The following is a 16,148-nucleotide window of genomic DNA, read 5'->3' as shown; positions in this document are numbered from 1 at the left end:
CCGCTGCCGCGAAGCAGGGTTATTTTCCGGCCATGGCCTTCAGGTTGGCGGCATACTTGTCAACGTCATCCTTGCCGATGATCACGGTCGGGATGATGATCAAGCCGTCGGCGGGAACGCCGGACTTGTCGCCCTTGAGGTGGGCGGCCATCAGTTTCATCCCCTGATAGGCCCATTCGAACGGCTGCTGTACGACGGTCGCAGCGATCGTGCCTTCCTTGACGCCGCCGAGCGTGATCGGATCGTCGTCAAAGCCGACGACGGTGATCTGGCCGAGCTTGCCTGCGTCACGCAGCGCCTCATAGATGCGCGGCGTGTTGTAGGAGTAGAAGCCGACCATGCAGGTCAAGTCGGGACTGGCCACCAACGCATCCTCGACGTTCTTCTTGGCGCGCGTCTGGTCGATGTCGTCACCGCGAACATCGACAAGCTCGATCTTGGTGCCCTTGAGCCCCTCCTTCATGCCTTCGATGCGTTCGCGGGCGTTGTCGGCGCCCAGGAGACCGACGAAGCCCATGCACTTGCCGCCGTCCGGCATTGCCTTCTTGGCAATTTCGGCGGCCTGCTTGCCGGCGTCGACGTTCGAAGAACCGATATAGGCGACGCGGTTGGTCTTCGGTGCGTCGCTGTCGGTGGTGAACAGGGCCGTCTGCGAGCCGATCTTGTTGAGGCCATCCGTCTGGGTCTTGGGATCAACGGCGGAGACCATGATCCCCTTGACGCCGGCGCTGACGAGATCTTCCATGAGACGCTGCTGAATGGCGACAGCCGCCTGCTCAGGATACTTCAGCTCCATGGTGTAGTCAGGCATTTCGCTCTGCGCCTTCTTCACCCCCGCCTCGGCGGCTTTCCAGAAGTCGGACGCCCCGTTGACCACGAATGCGAGCGTCGGCTTGTCGTCGGCACGCGATACTGCAATCGGTGCCGCGCTCAGCATCAACCCGGCGAAGAACAAGGCTGCATTGCGTTTCAGCTGTTTCATAGTACACCTCCCGAGGGGCCGCAGTTGCACGGGCCCGTTTGCGATTTACGGCCGGCCGGATGCGCGCCCCCTCCTAGGGCTGTCGCAAAGCGACGAGTGGCATAGGTCCGATCGCTTGCTGACGGTATACAAGAATCTTAATTAGTAAATAGTATTATCAATGCTAATCAAAACATTTCATCAGGCAACGGCCCGGAATGCTATTTCTTGCTGGCACATTGCCAGTAACTGCTGAGGTTGTAGCAATTTCTGCAAATTGCTAGCGCTTTCGGACCAATGCTAATATTAATTAGCTACAGCGAACATCATTGACGCTGACCCAAACATCCGAGCGGAGACGGTTTTCACGAATGCGAAGCCCCAAGAGCACAGAGGGAATAGAGCCTGCGAGGGAAAAGCCCGTGCGCAGGCGAAAAGGTTCCCGCCCCGGTGAGCGCGTGACGATGATGGACATTGCCACTGCGGCTGGGTGCTCGCAGGCGGCCGTCTCGTTCGTTCTGAACAACACGCCTGGAACCCGCATCTCTCAGCAGACCCGCGACCGCGTACTCGAGGCGGCGCGTGCGCTCGGCTATGTGGGGGCAACCTACGCGATGGCGGCCACCTATTCGGGCTTAGACAACGTAATTGGTTTCGCCGTCGACCAACTGGCCACCAGCCCGGAAGCCATCGTTGCAATCGAAGGCGCGCGGCAGGCCTCGTGGAACAGCGGCAATGTCCTCTTGGTAACACAGACGCTCAGCGATCCCGTGATGGAGCCGAGGGCAATCAGGGCGTTGACGAGCGGCGGCATATCGGCGCTCATTTACATGACAATCTACACCCGCGAGATCGAGCTTCCCTCCTATATCTACGAACTCAACATCCCGACGGTACTGCTGAACTGCTATACGGCGGACTATGCCTTTCCGGCCGTGGTGCCGAGTGAAATCGCGGGAGGGCAGAGTTCCACGCGGCACCTGATCACGCACGGGCATCATCGCATCGCGACGATTACCGGCGAAATCTGGATGCAGGCCGCGCAGGACCGATTGACGGGATACCGCCGCGCCCTGGCAACCGCCGATATACCCTTCGATCCGGAACTGGTCATCGAAGGCGACTGGTCGGCCAGTGCAGGCTATGCCTCCACAATGAAATTGCTTGGTCTGAAAGAGCCGCCAACGGCGATCTTCTGCCAGAACGACCGGACTGCTGTCGGCTGCTACGAAGCGCTCAAGGACGCCGGTCTGCACATACCCCGCGACATGTCGGTTGTGGGCTATGACGACGAGGAGATTTCGCGACATCTCGTACCCCCACTGACGACTTCGGTCCTACCGCATCTCGCCATGGGGCAGTGGGCAATCGAACATCTCGACCCGGCACCCGACAGGAGGCGCTACCCGATTGCGAAGCTCGAGTGCTCGCTCGTCAAGCGCCGCTCCGTCGCCGCCCCGCCACCCAAGCCGCAGTGACTGTCCATGCTGCAGGGCCGATGGAAAATCTCGGTGGACGAGCCCCTTTTTCAGCGAGAAATGCGCTAAGGCGAGGTCACGAACACGGGAGGAATCTCGATCAATGATGTTGTCTTTGCTCCGTTGTCGATGATGTCGAAGACGGATGAAAGCATTGCCGGGACGTCCTGCCGGACCATCTGGATGTCGTCACAGAGCAACGCGACGAATGGATCCCAGTCGAAACACCCGAGAGTAGGCGCTATCGTGCTGTAGTGGCCGGAGCGTCTGATCCAACCCATGACGCCTTCAAGGGAAATCGTCGAGTTTACGAACATTCCCATCGGCACGCTCCCTTCGGCCTGGGCCAAAGCGCTGAGTGCATCGTCGGCTTTCTCCGGTGCATAGCCGCAGGTCAGGATGTGGTGTTGGTGGACGGTAATTTCCATCTCGGCATGGGCGGCGAGAAACCCTTTCACGCGTTCGGAGGTATTGTGATCGCTGCCACGACCGCCGATGAAAAGCAGCGGCGATTTGTGGCCTAGCTTGCGCTCGTGATTGAGAAGAACACGGCGGGTCAGTTCACGCGCACCGGCGAAATTATCGGAAATCACCGACGGTGCCTTTGATCCCGGCAAGTCGAGATTGAGGCTGCGGACACCGGACGCCGCACAGAGATCCGTGACGCGATCGGGATCGGTGGCACCCGTCGAAACGACCCATTCCACTTGGTAAGATAGCATCTCGCGAGCCGCTTCTATTTCCAACTCCGGATCGCGGCGCGTGCACGTGACGATGGGAAAAAGTCCGCGTTGCCGCGCCATGTTCTCGAACGTCTCGACGATGGAACCGAAGTAGCGGTTATCGTACTTCGGCACGATCATCCCGATGATCTTGGATTTCTCGCGACGCAGCAGGCTTGCCTGCATGTTCACCGCATAGCCCTGCTCCTCGGCCAGCCGCGTGATTTTCTCCGCCAGCTGGCTGCCGATCCGCCGCTTTTTCCAGTTCCCATTCAACACCGCGCTGACTGCGCTCGCTGAAGTGCCGGCCAACTCCGCCAAATCGTAGATGGTCGTTCTCTTGGGCTGCTTGTCGCGGTTCACAAATATGGGTCTCCATTTCGGCGCAGCTTGACATCAATATGTGAAAGTGGCAATTGTTGCTCCATCGATTGAGCAAGAAAGCTCAATCGATGGAGTAGGTTAGTTGTGGAGAGCTGACCGGGGAGACGAGTGCGATCGCGATTCGATGCCGATCGTATCTTCGGAGGCCGACCGGAAGTCATCCTTTGACAAAAAATCCGATCATATGGAGGAGAGCATGGCATACCGTAATTTCATGATGACGACCGCTGCGGTCCTTGCCGGTTTTGCCGGCACCGCCTTTGCGGATGATACTGCTACAGTAGCGTTCCTGATGCCTGACCAGGCGTCTACCCGCTACGAACAGCACGATTTCCCCGGGTTCAAGACGGAGATGGCAAAGCTTTGCGCCGGATGCTCCGTAATTTATCAGAACGCCAATGCCGATGCCTCGCTCCAGCAGCAGCAGTTCAACTCGGTGATTGCGCAGGGCGCCAAGGTCATCGTTCTCGATCCTGTGGATTCGTCCGCGGCAGCCGGCCTTGTCGAGATTGCCCAGTCGCAGGGTGTAAAGGTTATCGCTTACGATCGGCCGATCCCGGCCAAGCCGGCGGATTTCTACGTGTCCTTTGACAACGAGGGCATCGGCTACGCTATCGCCAAGTCTCTGGTCGACCACATGAAGGCCACGGGCGTTGCCGAAGGTTCGGGCCTGTTGCAGATCAACGGTTCACCTACCGACGCAGCCGCCGGCCTGATCCGGGACGGCATCCATCGTGGCCTCAAGGATTCTGGCTACAAGACGCTCGCTGAATACGACACTCCGGAGTGGGCGCCGCCGAAGGCGCAGGAATGGGCTGCTGGCCAGATCACCCGCTTTGGCGCCGACATCAAGGGCGTTGTGGCCGCAAACGACGGCACAGGCGGCGGTGCGATTGCGGCCTTCAAGGCCGCTGGCGTGAAGCCGGTGCCTCCTGTTACCGGCAACGACGCGACGATTGCCGCGCTGCAGCTGATCATTTCCGGCGATCAGTACAATACGATCTCGAAACCTTCTGAAATCGTTGCCGCAGCCGCGGCCAAGGTCGCGTTCCAGCTCATCAAGGGTGAGACGCCGGAGGCAAAAAACAAACTCTACGACACGCCGTCCGAACTGTTCGTGCCGGCAGTTGTCACGGCTGAGAACATCAAGGCCGAAATCTTCGACAAGGGCATCCAAACGGCTGCCGAGGTTTGCACTGGCGAATATGCCGAAGGGTGCAAGAAGCTGGGTATCCAGTAATATCCTCCCAGTATCGCCCGACCCGCTCTGCGTGGTCGGGCGAGCTCATCCCCAGAGAGGCCAAGAGCCATGCGTGATACAGGTTTAAAGGCGGAGAAGGGCGAGACCATTCTCCGGCTGAGCAACATATCCAAGAATTTCGGCGCCGTTTCCGCCTTGACCGATATCGATCTCGAAGTGAAGGCCGGCGAAGTCGTGGCGCTCGTCGGCGACAACGGCGCCGGCAAGTCAACCCTTGTCAAGGTTCTGGCGGGCGTGCACCAGCCGTCGTCCGGCACCATCGAGTTCATGGGCCGCCAGGTGGCGCTCGACAGCCCCGGCAGCGCGTTGGAGCTGGGTATCGCCACCGTCTTTCAAGACCTGGCGCTGTGCGAAAATCTCGACGTCGTCGCCAACCTTTTTCTTGGGCATGAGCTGTCGCCATGGAGCCTCGACGAGGTGGCAATGGAAGTTCGCGCCTGGACGCTCTTGCGCGAGCTTGCCGCGCGTATTCCGTCAGTTCGCGAGCCGATCGCGTCGCTTTCAGGTGGCCAGCGGCAGACGGTGGCAATCGCACGCTCGCTGCTGCTTGATCCCAAGATCATCATGCTCGACGAGCCGACGGCCGCGCTTGGCGTCGCCCAGACTGCAGAGGTGCTGAACCTCATCGAGCGCGTGCGCGATCGAGGACTTGGAGTGATCGTGATCAGCCACAACATGGAAGACGTTCGCGCGGTCGCCGATCGCATCGTCGTCCTTCGCCTTGGACGCAACAATGGCATTTTCACGCCGGATGCATCCAATCAGGAACTCGTCGCGTCGATTACCGGCGCAACGGAGAATTCGGTCTCGCGCCGCATCGAGCGCAAGTCCGGTCATTCCAACGAGACTAGCGGGAGGCCCGCATGAACCAGCAGAAAAACGCTACCGCGCCGACACAACCCGGCGCCAGGCTTGATCGCAGCGACGAGCGCGTCAAGCACAATGACAGCATCGTTGACTTGGCAAAGGCCTTCATCGACCGGATTCGGTCGGGTGATCTCGGCATGCTGCCGGTTGCCGTCGGACTGATCGTTATCTCGACGGTCTTCAGCATCCTGAACCCTGTCTTTCTTCTCCCCAACAACCTCGTCAACCTTCTCTTCGATTGCGCGACAGTCGGCATCATCTCGCTGGGTATTGTCTGCGTTCTGCTGCTCGGGGAAATCGATCTTTCCGTCGGTTCCATGAGCGGTCTGTCTTCGGCGATCATCGGTGTTCTCTGGGTCAACGCCGGTTGGCCGGTAGGAGGCGCCATTCTCGTTGCCCTCATAGTCGGCGCAGCTGTCGGCGCGCTCTATGCGACACTTTACAGCCGGCTCGGAATGCCGAGTTTCGTCGCCACGCTGGCAGGTCTTCTCGCGCTTCTCGGCTTGCAGCTCTATATCCTCGGACCGACAGGCAGCATCAACCTGCCCTATGCGTCACCGCTCGTGCGCTTTGGCCAAATCCTCGTCATGCCGGCCTGGGTATCGCATGTTCTGGCGCTGTTGCCCGGTGCGGTAATGGTTGTGGTTGGCATGCGGACGCGCGAGCGCCGCAAGGTTGCCAATCTCTCGTCGCAGCCTATCGGTGCGTTGGCGCTCAAGGCCGGAATACTGACGATTGCCCTGGAATTCGCCGCCTACTACCTCAATCTCGGTCGCGGCGTTCCATGGATGTTTGGCCTTCTTGTGGTACTGGTCGTGGTGCTGAACTATGCGCTCACCCGTACCCGCTGGGGTCGGTCGATGTTTGCTGTCGGCGGCAATCGCGAAGCCGCGCGCCGTTCCGGCATCAACGTGCGCCGCATCTATATGAGCGCCTTCATGCTCTGCTCGACGCTGGCGACACTCGGCGGCATCCTGTCGGCTTCGCGGCTGGCATCGTCAAGCCAGCAGGCCGGCACCGGCGACGTCAATCTGAACGCGATTGCAGCGGCCGTCATTGGCGGCACCAGTCTCTTCGGCGGCCGCGGCAGCGCCTATTCGGCTCTGCTTGGGATCATTGTCATCCAGGCGATCTCCAATGGGCTGACGCTGCTGAATCTGAGCTCGTCGTTGCGCTACATGATCACCGGCGCGGTTCTTGCCATCGCTGTCATCGTCGACTCGCTCGCACGCCGATCCCGCGTCAGCCACGGACGCGCATAACATCGTTTCAAGGAGTATTTCTCATGACCGAACTCATGAAGGGCAAGGTTGCCGCCATCACCGGCGCGGCATCCGGTATCGGGCTTGAATGCGCCCGCACGTTGATCCGGGAAGGAGCGACGGTGGTGCTCGTCGATCGGGCCAGAGATCGGCTGGACGCGCTTTGTGCGGAGCTTGGCGACCGCGCCCGGCCGCTCGTCGTCGATTTGCTGAATCCTGCGGGCGTCTCGGGTATGCTGCCGCGCATTCTTGAGATTGCTGGCGGCCTCGACATCTTCCACGCCAACGCGGGCGCCTATATCGGCGGAGCGGTGGCGGAAGGGGATCCCGATGCCTGGGATCGCATGCTCAACCTCAACATCAACGCTGCCTTTAGATCGGTGCACGCGGTTCTGCCGCATATGATTGCGCAGAAGTCGGGCGACATCCTTTTCACCAGTTCGGTCGCCGGTGTTGTTCCTGTCGTCTGGGAGCCGATCTACACGGCCTCCAAGTTTGCAGTCCAGGCCTTCGTGCACTCGACCCGCCGCCAGGTCGCTCAGCATGGCGTTCGTGTCGGCGCCGTCCTGCCGGGACCAGTGGTGACAGCACTTTTGGACGACTGGCCGAAAGCCAAGTTGGAGGAGGCACTTGCAAACGGAAGCCTGATGCAGCCGATAGAAGTGGCGGAATGTGTGTTGTTCATGCTGTCGCGGCCCCGCAATGTCACCATCCGCGACCTTGTGATCCTGCCCAACAGCGTCGATCTATAAGGCCGCCGACGGTCTTCCCAAGTCTGCAGAACACGAAGAGCTGACGATCATGACAAATACACCGAACACATCTGTGCCGGACGCGCACCACTATGTCGTGGGCGTCGACGTGGGCACCGGCAGTGCCCGTGCAGGGTTGTTTGATCTGACCGGACGCCTGCTCGCCACTGCCAAGCAAGACATCTCATTGTTTCGCGAAGCGGGCGTGATCGTCGAACAATCGAGTGCGCAGATTTGGCAGGCCGTTTGTAGCAGCGTGCGCGAGGTCGTCGCTGCCGCCGCCATCAGCGCGGACTCGGTTGTCGGCGTGGGCTTTGATGCAACGTGTTCACTGGTCGTCCTCGGGGAAGGCGGCACCCCCTTGGCGATCGGGCCATCAGATGATCCAAACCGTGACATCATCGTCTGGATGGATCATCGCGCGGTCGATCAGGCCGAGCGTATCAATGCCCTGGGCCACGATGTGCTGCGATATGTGGGCGGGCGTATCTCGCCTGAAATGGAGACGCCAAAGCTGCTGTGGCTGAAAGAGAACCGCCCGCTGACCTTTGACGCGGCCTGGCAATTCTTTGATCTTGCGGACTTCCTGACATGGCGCGCGACGGGCGACCTTGCACGTTCCACCTGCACCGTAACCTGCAAGTGGACTTATCTGGCGCACGAGAGCCGCTGGGACGCCGGCTATTTCGAAGAAATTGGCCTCGGGGCGCTGGCGCAGGAAGGCTTCAGTCGAATTGGTACCCGGATCGTTGAGCCCGGCACTCCGCTCGGGAAGGGGTTGACGACGGAGGCCGCCGAGGCACTGGGCCTCCGGCCCGGAACCGCGGTCGGTGCCGGTATGATCGACGCGCATGCCGGCGGTATCGGCACGGTTGGCATTGATGGTCGGCCTGACCGCAATCTCGCATATGTTTTCGGCACTTCGTCCTGCACGATGACCTCGACGGTCGAGCCGGTGTTTGTGCCGGGGGTATGGGGGCCCTATTATTCTGCCATGGTGCCCGGCATGTGGTTGAACGAAGGCGGCCAGAGCGCGGCAGGGGCGGCAATCGATCAGTTGCTCTCCTACCACCCCGCGGCAACGGAAGCAGCGCGCCTTGCTGCGCAGAAGTCCGTTCCATTGCCAGTCATGCTGGCGGATTTGGCGGCAGCAAAGTTTGACGCCCCGTCCCACGCTATTCAACTGGCCAAGGGGCTGCATGTTGTGCCCGAATTTCTTGGAAACCGGGCGCCATTTGCCGATCCCCACGCGCGCGCCGCAATCACCGGTCTCGGCATGGAGCGTGACCTCGACAGCCTGATTTCGCTCTATGTCGCAGGATTGGCCGGTATCGGCTACGGACTGAAGCAGATCATCGACACCCAGGCTGGCGCTGGTGCAGTCATCGACCGAATTGTGATCAGCGGTGGTGCAGGGCAGCATCCCTTCGTCAGGCAGCTATTGGCCGATGCCAGCGGCAAGCCGGTCGTGGCATCCGGTTCGAATGAACCCGTCCTGTTGGGTGCTGCGATGCTCGGCGCTGTTGCGGCAGGGACGTTCGGCACTGTGCAACTCGCCATGGCGAGCCTGTCCAGAGCCGCTGATGAATATCCTCCCGCTGACGGCTTGATCGTGGAAACACACGCGCGCCGCTACGATGCGTTCCAGAAAATACAGGCACTCGCTCGCACGACAAGAAACATGTAGCGCCATCTGACAGAACGCTCCGGATACCCGCATTACGGCCTCGGGCTGCGCGGTGAAGTAGAGGGGAACTAAGGGTGAGGCCGCTGTTAAAGATAGCGGTCCGTCCCGCACGGCTTGCTCAAACTGCCCGATCAGCGAACGCGGCTTTATCGGTACAGGAACAATGCATGGCTGCCGACGACGTCAAGATAGCTCCGACAATGTCCATTCCTAGCTAGCGAGATGCACGATCAGCTTCGAGTCGAATGCCTGGCGCCCTCTGGCATTCCCACCGACCAGTATTTGCTGTAGTCCTCCAATTTCAACCTGCGGAACGCTCATGACAGTCTCAATGCGGAGCAACATTTGACCAGTTCCACCCCCCTTTCGCCACTGGAACTGCTTGGATGGTCCGATTTCTTCGCGGATCAGGTCAAGCCCAGCGAAGCGGATCTCGTGCCCAGGCGCGTCGCTTCGGTTCATCGGGCACGCATCGATGCAATCGATGTCACCGGCCCGCTCGCGCTGGAACTTCCGGCCAATACCAACACGGCTGACTTCGCGGTGGGCGATTGGGTTCTTGCCGATCCCCTGACGGGCATGCTTGTCAGCCGTCTCGAGCGAAAAACCGTGTTTCAACGGCGCTTGGAAGGCGGCAATGGACAGCAACTCGTTGCCGCCAACGTCGATAGCCTGTTGATCGCGACCTCGTGTAACGCCGATTTCAATCTGGCCCGGCTGGAACGCTACTTGATCATGGCCAACGAGGCCGGGAGCAATCCGGTGATCGTGCTGACGAAGGCTGACACCACCGACGATGCTGCCATATTCGAGGAGCAGGCCAAGGCTTTGCAACGCGATCTGCCAGTCGTTGCCGTGAATGCCCGCTCCACCGCTGCCGTTTCCCTGTTGGAGCCCTGGTGCGGCGTTGGCCAGACGGTGGCGCTGGTGGGATCCTCCGGCGTCGGAAAATCAACCCTCGTCAACACCATGACGGGGACTGCGTCCGACACCAAGCAGAAAACGGGGACCATCCGCGAATACGACGCACAGGGCAGGCACACCACGACGGCCCGATCGCTGCATGCCATTCAAGGCGGCGGCTGGGTTATTGATACGCCGGGAATAAGAACGCTCTACATCAGTGATGTTACCGACGGTATTGATACTCTTTTTGCTGAAATAACCGAGTTGGCGCCGCGTTGCCGATTTCGCGATTGCACCCATGCCCATGAACCGGGTTGCGCCGTTCAGGCAGCTGTCGCAAGCGGTGCTCTGGCCGCCGATCGCCTGGAGCGCTGGCGAAGCCTGCTTGCGGAAAACCGCGACCGGACGCCGGTGGTCAGCGGACCACGTGGCAACAAGATAGCCCGCAAGAAGAAATATTGAAGGTTTGCAAGTTCGATACCGTGTTCCTGAGCCAAGGCAAAATGCGGCGCGCCGCATTGCCTGAGCTCTTACACCGCCTTGGTCCTGGAACAGGACGAAGATGATAGGTGGAGCGGAAATAGCGACGCTGACCTCGCGAGCCCAGCACACCACATCGAAACCGGCCTTCGTCAACCCTATTTCAGACGTTGGGTAAGCGTCCTGTAATCGGCGTTATCAAGGCGCGCCAGCCGTGATCAATGCTCTGTGTTGACCCGAAACGCTTTCATCCGAAAAGGCGTCCATCAGGAAATCTGTCAAAGCACGGACACGCCGCGGTAGCTGTTTGCGGGAGGGATAGACGAGCTGGACCGGCGTGCCGGGCGCGTCCTGGCCGGTCAAGACCTGCACGAGCCCGCCTCTGGCAACTGCTTGCCTGGCGTAAATCTCTGGTGCCTGGGCGATACCGATACCGGCGATCGCGGCGTCGACCAGCGCCTCGCCATTGGTGAAGGTCGCGACAGCCCTACGGGTATCGATCGCAATTTCTTTTCCGGCTGTCATGTAGACCATAGACCTGTGACGGCCCGAGGGCGGCAGGAAGGCGATCAGTCGATGCGAGAGGAGGTCATTCGGGAACTGGGGGTGGCCATATCGTGAAAGGCAGTTTGGACAAGCATAGGTTCCCTGCCGGAGATATCCGAGCGGCTTCGATACAAGCTCGGCGTTTGAAAGCTGGCCGAGACGCAACGCCAAATCCACGCCTTCCGCGATGAGATTCACGTGATGGTCATTCATGCGGACCTCGACCTTTAGTTTCGGATGTTCTGCCAGGAAGCGACCAAGATGGGGCATGAACAGAGCGCGGCCGAGCGATACCGGCATTTCGAGACGGATCAGGCCACCCAATTCTTCAGGGTCCCGGGGAAGCGCGCTCTGCATGTCGTCCAGTTCATCGGCCCACCTGCTTGCACGTGCATACAGCATCGTACCTTCCTCGGTCAGCTTGACGCTCCGGGTGGTGCGATGGAAGAGGCGGACCCCGAGCCGCTCCTCCAGACGAGCGATCGATTTGGAGGTGGCGGATGATGCCTGTCCAAGCGATTCCGCAGCACGGCTGAAGCTCAACGCTTCAGCGACACGCAGGAACTCCTCGATCCCCGCAGCCTTGTGATGCAAACGACCATTGCTGCCCATGAAGAAGAAGTCTCCTGAATTTAGATCGTATTGTTATTCCTGAATAGATGAATAGCATGCCGCCATCCACAACAGAAAAGGACCTGGCTATGAAAGCTGTGATAGCGGCCGAGCAAGGAAGCCCAGACATACTTCAAGTCGTCGATCTGGCGAAGCCGGTGCCGGGTGCTGGACAGGTTCTTGTGCGGATCCGTGCAACGAGCGTCAATCCTATCGACACAAAGGTGCGAAAGGCAAAGTTGCCGATGACGCCGGCATCCTTCCCAGCGGTGCTAGGCTCGGATTTTTCGGGAACAGTTGAAGCCGTTGGCCCTGGCGTGACCCGTTTCGCTGCAACGGATAAAGTGTTCGGCTTTGCTGGGGGTTTCCGTGGCCCTGACGGCGACATCCCCGGCGCGCTCGCGGAATTTGCTGTGTTTGACGCGGACCTCATTGCCAAGATCCCGAAGAATATCGATTTCCGCACCGCTGCCGCGCTGCCGCTCACGGCTACGACCGCCTGGATGGCGCTGTTCGAAAAGGTGACGATCACGCCGACCACCCGCGTGCTGATCACCGGTGGCGCGGGCGGCGTGGGGTATATGGCCGTGCAGCTCGCACATGCCGCCGGAGCCGACGTCATTGCCGTCACGCGGTCAACACAGAGTGCGGAAGTCGCGATAGCCGCCGGCGCTCGGGCGTGCGTTGATCTGACCCACGCGACGCCGCAGGAGATCGTCGAGAACCACACCGATGGACATGGCTTCGACTTGATCTTTGATACGGTCGGCGGGGCCGCGCTCGACGCCGCATTCCAGATGGTCAAGCCGACGGGCGACATCGTTACGGTGGTCGGTGCGGCAAGCCACAACCTTGCGCCGCTTTACCTGAAGGGCGCCAACCTGCACATGGTTCTGGTTCTTGCTCCGATCATGTTTGGTCTGGCGCGGCCGCAGCAGGGCCGGATTCTCGAACGGATCGCCCGATTGGTTGAGGACGGCAAACTCGCGCCCCGCCTGGATCCCCAGCGTTTTGTCCTGGCAGAGGCTGCCGACGCCCATCGCAAACTGGAGGCGGGCGAAGCCAGGGGCAAGCTGATCATCGAGCTGTGAGCAGTCTCGCCTATGGCACATGCTCCATAATGATTTGTGTGTGCAGCATCGGCGCATCGGCTCCGAAATAGGTGGTTAGCATGGGCAGAAAGCCGTCTGACAGATAGAAATCCGTCAGCGCTCGATCGGCCAGCAGGCGAAAGTCGGCGTCGTCACGACGCAGCGCGATCGCATAAGGTTCGTGGGTGAACAGGCGATCGCCAACCTCGAGCGAGGATGGATCGCGCGCCCGAGTGACCAGATTCATGAGCAGCACCTGATCGGCGAAATAGGCATCGATCTTGTGACCTTCCAGCGCCCTGAGGCCGTCCTCATGCGTCTCGAAATCCGCAATCGTCGTATTCGACACCTGGGTTGTCAGCGCCTGACGAAGGGTCGCGCCCGTCGTCGTGTTGGCGCGCACGCCGATGACCCGTGTGGATGGACGCTCGCTAACGGAGCGAACCGCCGGCTGGTCCAGGAAAAGCGGCTGCAGATAGCTGGGCGAATCCTTGCGGAGCAGCGCGGTCGCCCCGGTCAGGAAGATTGGCTGTGAGAAATCGACGATTTCCCGCCTCTCCAAATTGACAGTGATGGCCCCGCAAAGCAGGTCGATCTGCCCATTCTTCACCGCATCGAAGCCATTGGCGAGCGTCATCTCGACGTATTCACGCCTCAGCTGCGGGATCTGGTGTTCTATTTCGTCGGCGATCTTGCCACACAGATCGATAGAATATCCCGCCGGATTGGCACCTGCCTCGCTGGACGAGAATGGCACCTGGTCGGCGATGTATCCGATACGCAGATTACCGCGCTGCGCGAGCGTGTCGAGCGTCGCAGCGCCTGCCGCGAAAACCGAAAGGCAGCACAGGGCAATATTCGCGAGCACAAACCGATTCACGTGCTTGACCATCGGCATGATCCCATCTCCGCAAAAAGGTTGCGTCTCTCAATGGCGTGCACGCAGATTATGGACTGCCCGTCATTTGTCAACCGAGCACCCAACCCGTGCGAGAATGAGAAGAAGCCCCTTGCGGTTTGCTTTCGGTGAGATGTTGGCCAACGCCCCGCGCGCGGCTGCTTTCGCCGGCGTGACTATCAACGCCCTTATCTGCATGCTGAATGTCACCTTTGCCAAAGCGGTCTGCGGATCGGCTTTGGTGCAATCGGCTCTGCTCACGGGTCGCCGATATATGGAGCGACAGCACGCATGCAATATTGCCGCATTGAGGTTTGGCCGCGAGAACGTTATCAGAGTGGTGACGCCAAGCGGCGGGGGCCCATGACACATCGAATCAAGATGCTCGAGCTATGTATGATGCGCCTCGTCTGCGCCATAGCGCTCGTGTTCGTCGGGTTTGCGCATCAGGTTCCGGCAATTGCCGGCGAGGCGCGTGGTTCTGTGGAGCTTGCGCAATATTTGCTCCCGGACGGCACCCTGGCGCCACTTTGCACCACCGTCATCGACGGTGCCGGCGAGAAGCACGGCAAGGTCGGGCATCTGCAAGGCTGTGAAGCCTGCCGGATCAATGCGTCTGCCTTGCTGCCGATGCCTGCCGATATCGTCGGCGCGCGGCTTGGATTTGTCCGCGCCGTTGAACTACAGCGCCGTATCGAAACCATTCATCGCCAGCTTTACCCGCCGAATACGGGCCCCAGAGCGCCACCATCCGATCCTCTCCTCGTCTGAACCCGCGTTGCGGCAGGCGCCGTGACGCGCGCCTTGCATTTCCGGCCAGCCAGCTCGAGCGCTAGCGGCCGCGGATTTGGATCAATCATCATGTCGACCATCGCTGCCGCCGGACCGGCGCAGACCACCGAAAGCGGCGTCTCGCTTTATCGCGCCATCTGGCGCTGGCATTTCTTCGCCGGCCTGCTCGTCATTCCCTTTCTGCTGAACCTCTCAATCACCGGATCGCTCTATCTCTTCAAGGACGAGATCAACAATTCCGTATTTGCCTACCGCTACCTCGTACAGCCGGTCGGAGAACCACTGTCGCCACAGAGAATTACCGATGCCGCCGTGGTCGCCGTGCCCGGATCCGTCGCCTCGTCCTACAAAGATCCGTCTGGCCCGGATCGCTCGGCGATCGTCACCGTTTCCTCTGAAGCGGGCTCGACACTCGTGTTTGTCAATCCCTATGACGGCAGGGTTCTCGATACCGTGGGCTCGACCGACGAGTTCAACTACGTCGTCAAGCGCATTCACAGCCTTGCATATTTCGGTGATGCGACGAACAAGTTGATTGAGATCACCGGTGGCTTCGCGATGGTGCTGGTCGTCACCGGCATCTATCTCTGGTGGCCGCGCCGGCAGACAGGAGGGGTCGTCAGTGTGCGGGGCACGCCGGCACGCCGCGTCTTCTGGCGCGACCTCCATGCCGTCACCGGCGCCTTCGCCGGCATTCTGATATTTTTCATGGCGATCACCGGAATGCCCTGGTCCGGCTATTGGGGCGCCAACGTCAACGCCTGGCTGACGAGCAATGATCTCGGCTATCCTGTCCAGTTGTGGGACGACGTGCCGAAGTCGCGGAAGGTGACGGAAGATATCCTGCCGAAGGCCGGCTGGATCGTGGAAAAGGCACCGGTCCCGCTTTCGGATATCGCGGCGGCGCAATCCAAAAAGCCGATCGGGCTCGACAGGGCGGTCGAGATCGCCAGGGGCCATGGCATGGTGCCGGGTTTTGATCTCGCCCTGCCCTCGAACGAGACCGGCGTCTATACCGCCGCGATCTATCCCGACGATCTTTCCAAGGAACGCACCATCCATATCGATCAGTATTCCGGAAGACCGCTCGTCGACGTGTCCTTCGGCCAATACCCCTTCCTGGGCAGGGCCATCGAATGGGGCATCAATACCCATCAGGGGCAGGAATTCGGCGCTTTGAACCAGTTCCTGATGCTCGCGACCTGCCTGATGATCATCCTGTCCTGCGTGACCGGGATCGTCATGTGGTGGAAACGCCGCCCAGCGGGCCGCCTCGGTGTACCGCCGATGCCAAAGCAGCGGTCGGTTTATACCGGCCTCTGGATCATCGCGCTTGTTTTTGCCCTCGCCTTTCCGATGAGCGGTCTGGCAATCCTGCTGACGATCGCCTTCGATCAGGTCGTCGTCCGGTTCGTTCCGCGGCTCAAGCGCGCCTTGGCCTGAGGGGAT

At 60.3% G+C, this 16,148-nt stretch carries 14 protein-coding genes; 10 read left to right on the top strand and 4 right to left on the bottom strand.

Annotated features, from left to right (window positions below; translation table 11 throughout):
• Positions 1-19: 19 nt before the first annotated feature.
• Positions 20-982 carry a sugar-binding protein gene (locus ASC90_RS23870; protein ID WP_056546007.1) on the bottom strand — a complete coding sequence of 321 codons (963 nt, stop codon included), beginning with the start codon at positions 980-982 and terminating at the stop codon, positions 20-22.
• A 443-nt stretch (positions 983-1,425) separates the two neighbouring features.
• Here ASC90_RS23870 and ASC90_RS23865 point away from each other — a divergent pair, with 443 nt between their 5' ends.
• Positions 1,426-2,439 carry a LacI family DNA-binding transcriptional regulator gene (locus ASC90_RS23865; protein WP_056546005.1) on the top strand — a complete coding sequence of 338 codons (1,014 nt, stop codon included), beginning with the start codon at positions 1,426-1,428 and terminating at the stop codon, positions 2,437-2,439.
• Positions 2,440-2,504: 65 nt separating this feature from the next.
• Here ASC90_RS23865 and ASC90_RS23860 read toward each other — a convergent pair whose 3' ends face one another.
• Positions 2,505-3,524 carry a LacI family DNA-binding transcriptional regulator gene (locus ASC90_RS23860; protein ID WP_056546003.1) on the bottom strand — a complete coding sequence of 340 codons (1,020 nt, stop codon included), beginning with the start codon at positions 3,522-3,524 and terminating at the stop codon, positions 2,505-2,507.
• A 217-nt stretch (positions 3,525-3,741) separates the two neighbouring features.
• On the opposite strand from ASC90_RS23860, the gene ASC90_RS23855 reads away from it, so the two are divergent.
• From ASC90_RS23855 to rsgA, 6 genes are all read left to right on the top strand, one after another.
• Positions 3,742-4,785, top strand: coding sequence for a sugar ABC transporter substrate-binding protein (locus ASC90_RS23855; RefSeq protein ID WP_056546389.1), 1,044 nt, complete (start codon positions 3,742-3,744; stop codon positions 4,783-4,785).
• 69 nt (positions 4,786-4,854) lie between these two features.
• Positions 4,855-5,673: an ATP-binding cassette domain-containing protein gene (locus ASC90_RS23850; RefSeq protein WP_056546001.1), complete on the top strand. Its 819-nt coding sequence runs from the start codon at positions 4,855-4,857 to the stop codon at positions 5,671-5,673.
• On the top strand, positions 5,670-6,935 hold the full coding sequence (locus tag ASC90_RS23845) for an ABC transporter permease (protein WP_056545998.1): 1,266 nt from the start codon (positions 5,670-5,672) through the stop codon (positions 6,933-6,935). Before ASC90_RS23850 ends, ASC90_RS23845 begins: the two co-directional genes overlap by 4 nt.
• 23 nt (positions 6,936-6,958) lie before the next feature.
• A complete protein-coding gene (locus tag ASC90_RS23840; RefSeq protein ID WP_056545996.1) occupies positions 6,959-7,687 on the top strand; it encodes an SDR family oxidoreductase in 729 nt (242 codons plus the stop codon).
• Between the two features lie 49 nt (positions 7,688-7,736).
• Entirely contained in the window at positions 7,737-9,374 is a 1,638-nt protein-coding gene (locus ASC90_RS23835) for an FGGY-family carbohydrate kinase (protein ID WP_056545994.1), read from the top strand.
• Between the two features lie 345 nt (positions 9,375-9,719).
• Positions 9,720-10,742 carry a ribosome small subunit-dependent GTPase A gene (gene rsgA / locus ASC90_RS23830; RefSeq protein ID WP_082520031.1) on the top strand — a complete coding sequence of 341 codons (1,023 nt, stop codon included), beginning with the start codon at positions 9,720-9,722 and terminating at the stop codon, positions 10,740-10,742.
• A 216-nt stretch (positions 10,743-10,958) separates the two neighbouring features.
• Here the strand turns inward: rsgA and ASC90_RS23825 are convergent, their stop codons facing one another.
• The gene (locus tag ASC90_RS23825; RefSeq protein WP_056545990.1) at positions 10,959-11,918 is read right to left on the bottom strand and encodes a LysR family transcriptional regulator; all 960 of its coding nucleotides are present in this window, start codon (positions 11,916-11,918) and stop codon (positions 10,959-10,961) included.
• A gap of 89 nt (positions 11,919-12,007) precedes the next feature.
• Between ASC90_RS23825 and ASC90_RS23820 the strand changes: the two genes are divergently transcribed.
• The gene (locus tag ASC90_RS23820; protein WP_056546386.1) at positions 12,008-13,009 is read left to right on the top strand and encodes a zinc-dependent alcohol dehydrogenase family protein; all 1,002 of its coding nucleotides are present in this window, start codon (positions 12,008-12,010) and stop codon (positions 13,007-13,009) included.
• Between the two features lie 10 nt (positions 13,010-13,019).
• Here ASC90_RS23820 and ASC90_RS23815 read toward each other — a convergent pair whose 3' ends face one another.
• Positions 13,020-13,901: an amino acid ABC transporter substrate-binding protein gene (locus tag ASC90_RS23815; protein WP_056546385.1), complete on the bottom strand. Its 882-nt coding sequence runs from the start codon at positions 13,899-13,901 to the stop codon at positions 13,020-13,022.
• Between the two features lie 369 nt (positions 13,902-14,270).
• On the opposite strand from ASC90_RS23815, the gene ASC90_RS23805 reads away from it, so the two are divergent.
• Together ASC90_RS23805 and ASC90_RS23800 are read left to right on the top strand one after the other, a co-directional pair.
• Positions 14,271-14,678 carry a hypothetical protein gene (locus ASC90_RS23805; protein ID WP_056545986.1) on the top strand — a complete coding sequence of 136 codons (408 nt, stop codon included), beginning with the start codon at positions 14,271-14,273 and terminating at the stop codon, positions 14,676-14,678.
• Positions 14,679-14,768: 90 nt separating this feature from the next.
• Positions 14,769-16,142: a PepSY domain-containing protein gene (locus ASC90_RS23800; RefSeq protein ID WP_056545984.1), complete on the top strand. Its 1,374-nt coding sequence runs from the start codon at positions 14,769-14,771 to the stop codon at positions 16,140-16,142.
• The last annotated feature ends 6 nt before the right edge of the window (positions 16,143-16,148 follow it).

Origin of the sequence: Rhizobium sp. Root1220, from assembly GCF_001426265.1 — a bacterium.
In the GTDB taxonomy this organism is placed as follows: domain Bacteria; phylum Pseudomonadota; class Alphaproteobacteria; order Rhizobiales; family Rhizobiaceae; genus Rhizobium.
This window is presented reverse-complemented; position numbering and strand designations above follow the sequence as displayed.

Coding starts and splice junctions, on each gene's coding strand:
- ASC90_RS23870 (WP_056546007.1), bottom strand. CDS start 982: ATGAAACAGCTGAAACGCAATGCAGCCTTGTTCTTCGCCGGGTTGATG.
- ASC90_RS23865 (WP_056546005.1), top strand. CDS start 1,426: ATGATGGACATTGCCACTGCGGCTGGGTGCTCGCAGGCGGCCGTCTCG.
- ASC90_RS23855 (WP_056546389.1), top strand. CDS start 3,742: ATGGCATACCGTAATTTCATGATGACGACCGCTGCGGTCCTTGCCGGT.
- ASC90_RS23850 (WP_056546001.1), top strand. CDS start 4,855: ATGCGTGATACAGGTTTAAAGGCGGAGAAGGGCGAGACCATTCTCCGG.
- ASC90_RS23845 (WP_056545998.1), top strand. CDS start 5,670: ATGAACCAGCAGAAAAACGCTACCGCGCCGACACAACCCGGCGCCAGG.
- ASC90_RS23840 (WP_056545996.1), top strand. CDS start 6,959: ATGACCGAACTCATGAAGGGCAAGGTTGCCGCCATCACCGGCGCGGCA.
- ASC90_RS23835 (WP_056545994.1), top strand. CDS start 7,737: ATGACAAATACACCGAACACATCTGTGCCGGACGCGCACCACTATGTC.
- ASC90_RS23825 (WP_056545990.1), bottom strand. CDS start 11,918: ATGGGCAGCAATGGTCGTTTGCATCACAAGGCTGCGGGGATCGAGGAG.
- ASC90_RS23820 (WP_056546386.1), top strand. CDS start 12,008: ATGAAAGCTGTGATAGCGGCCGAGCAAGGAAGCCCAGACATACTTCAA.
- ASC90_RS23815 (WP_056546385.1), bottom strand. CDS start 13,901: ATGGTCAAGCACGTGAATCGGTTTGTGCTCGCGAATATTGCCCTGTGC.
- ASC90_RS23805 (WP_056545986.1), top strand. CDS start 14,271: ATGACACATCGAATCAAGATGCTCGAGCTATGTATGATGCGCCTCGTC.
- ASC90_RS23800 (WP_056545984.1), top strand. CDS start 14,769: ATGTCGACCATCGCTGCCGCCGGACCGGCGCAGACCACCGAAAGCGGC.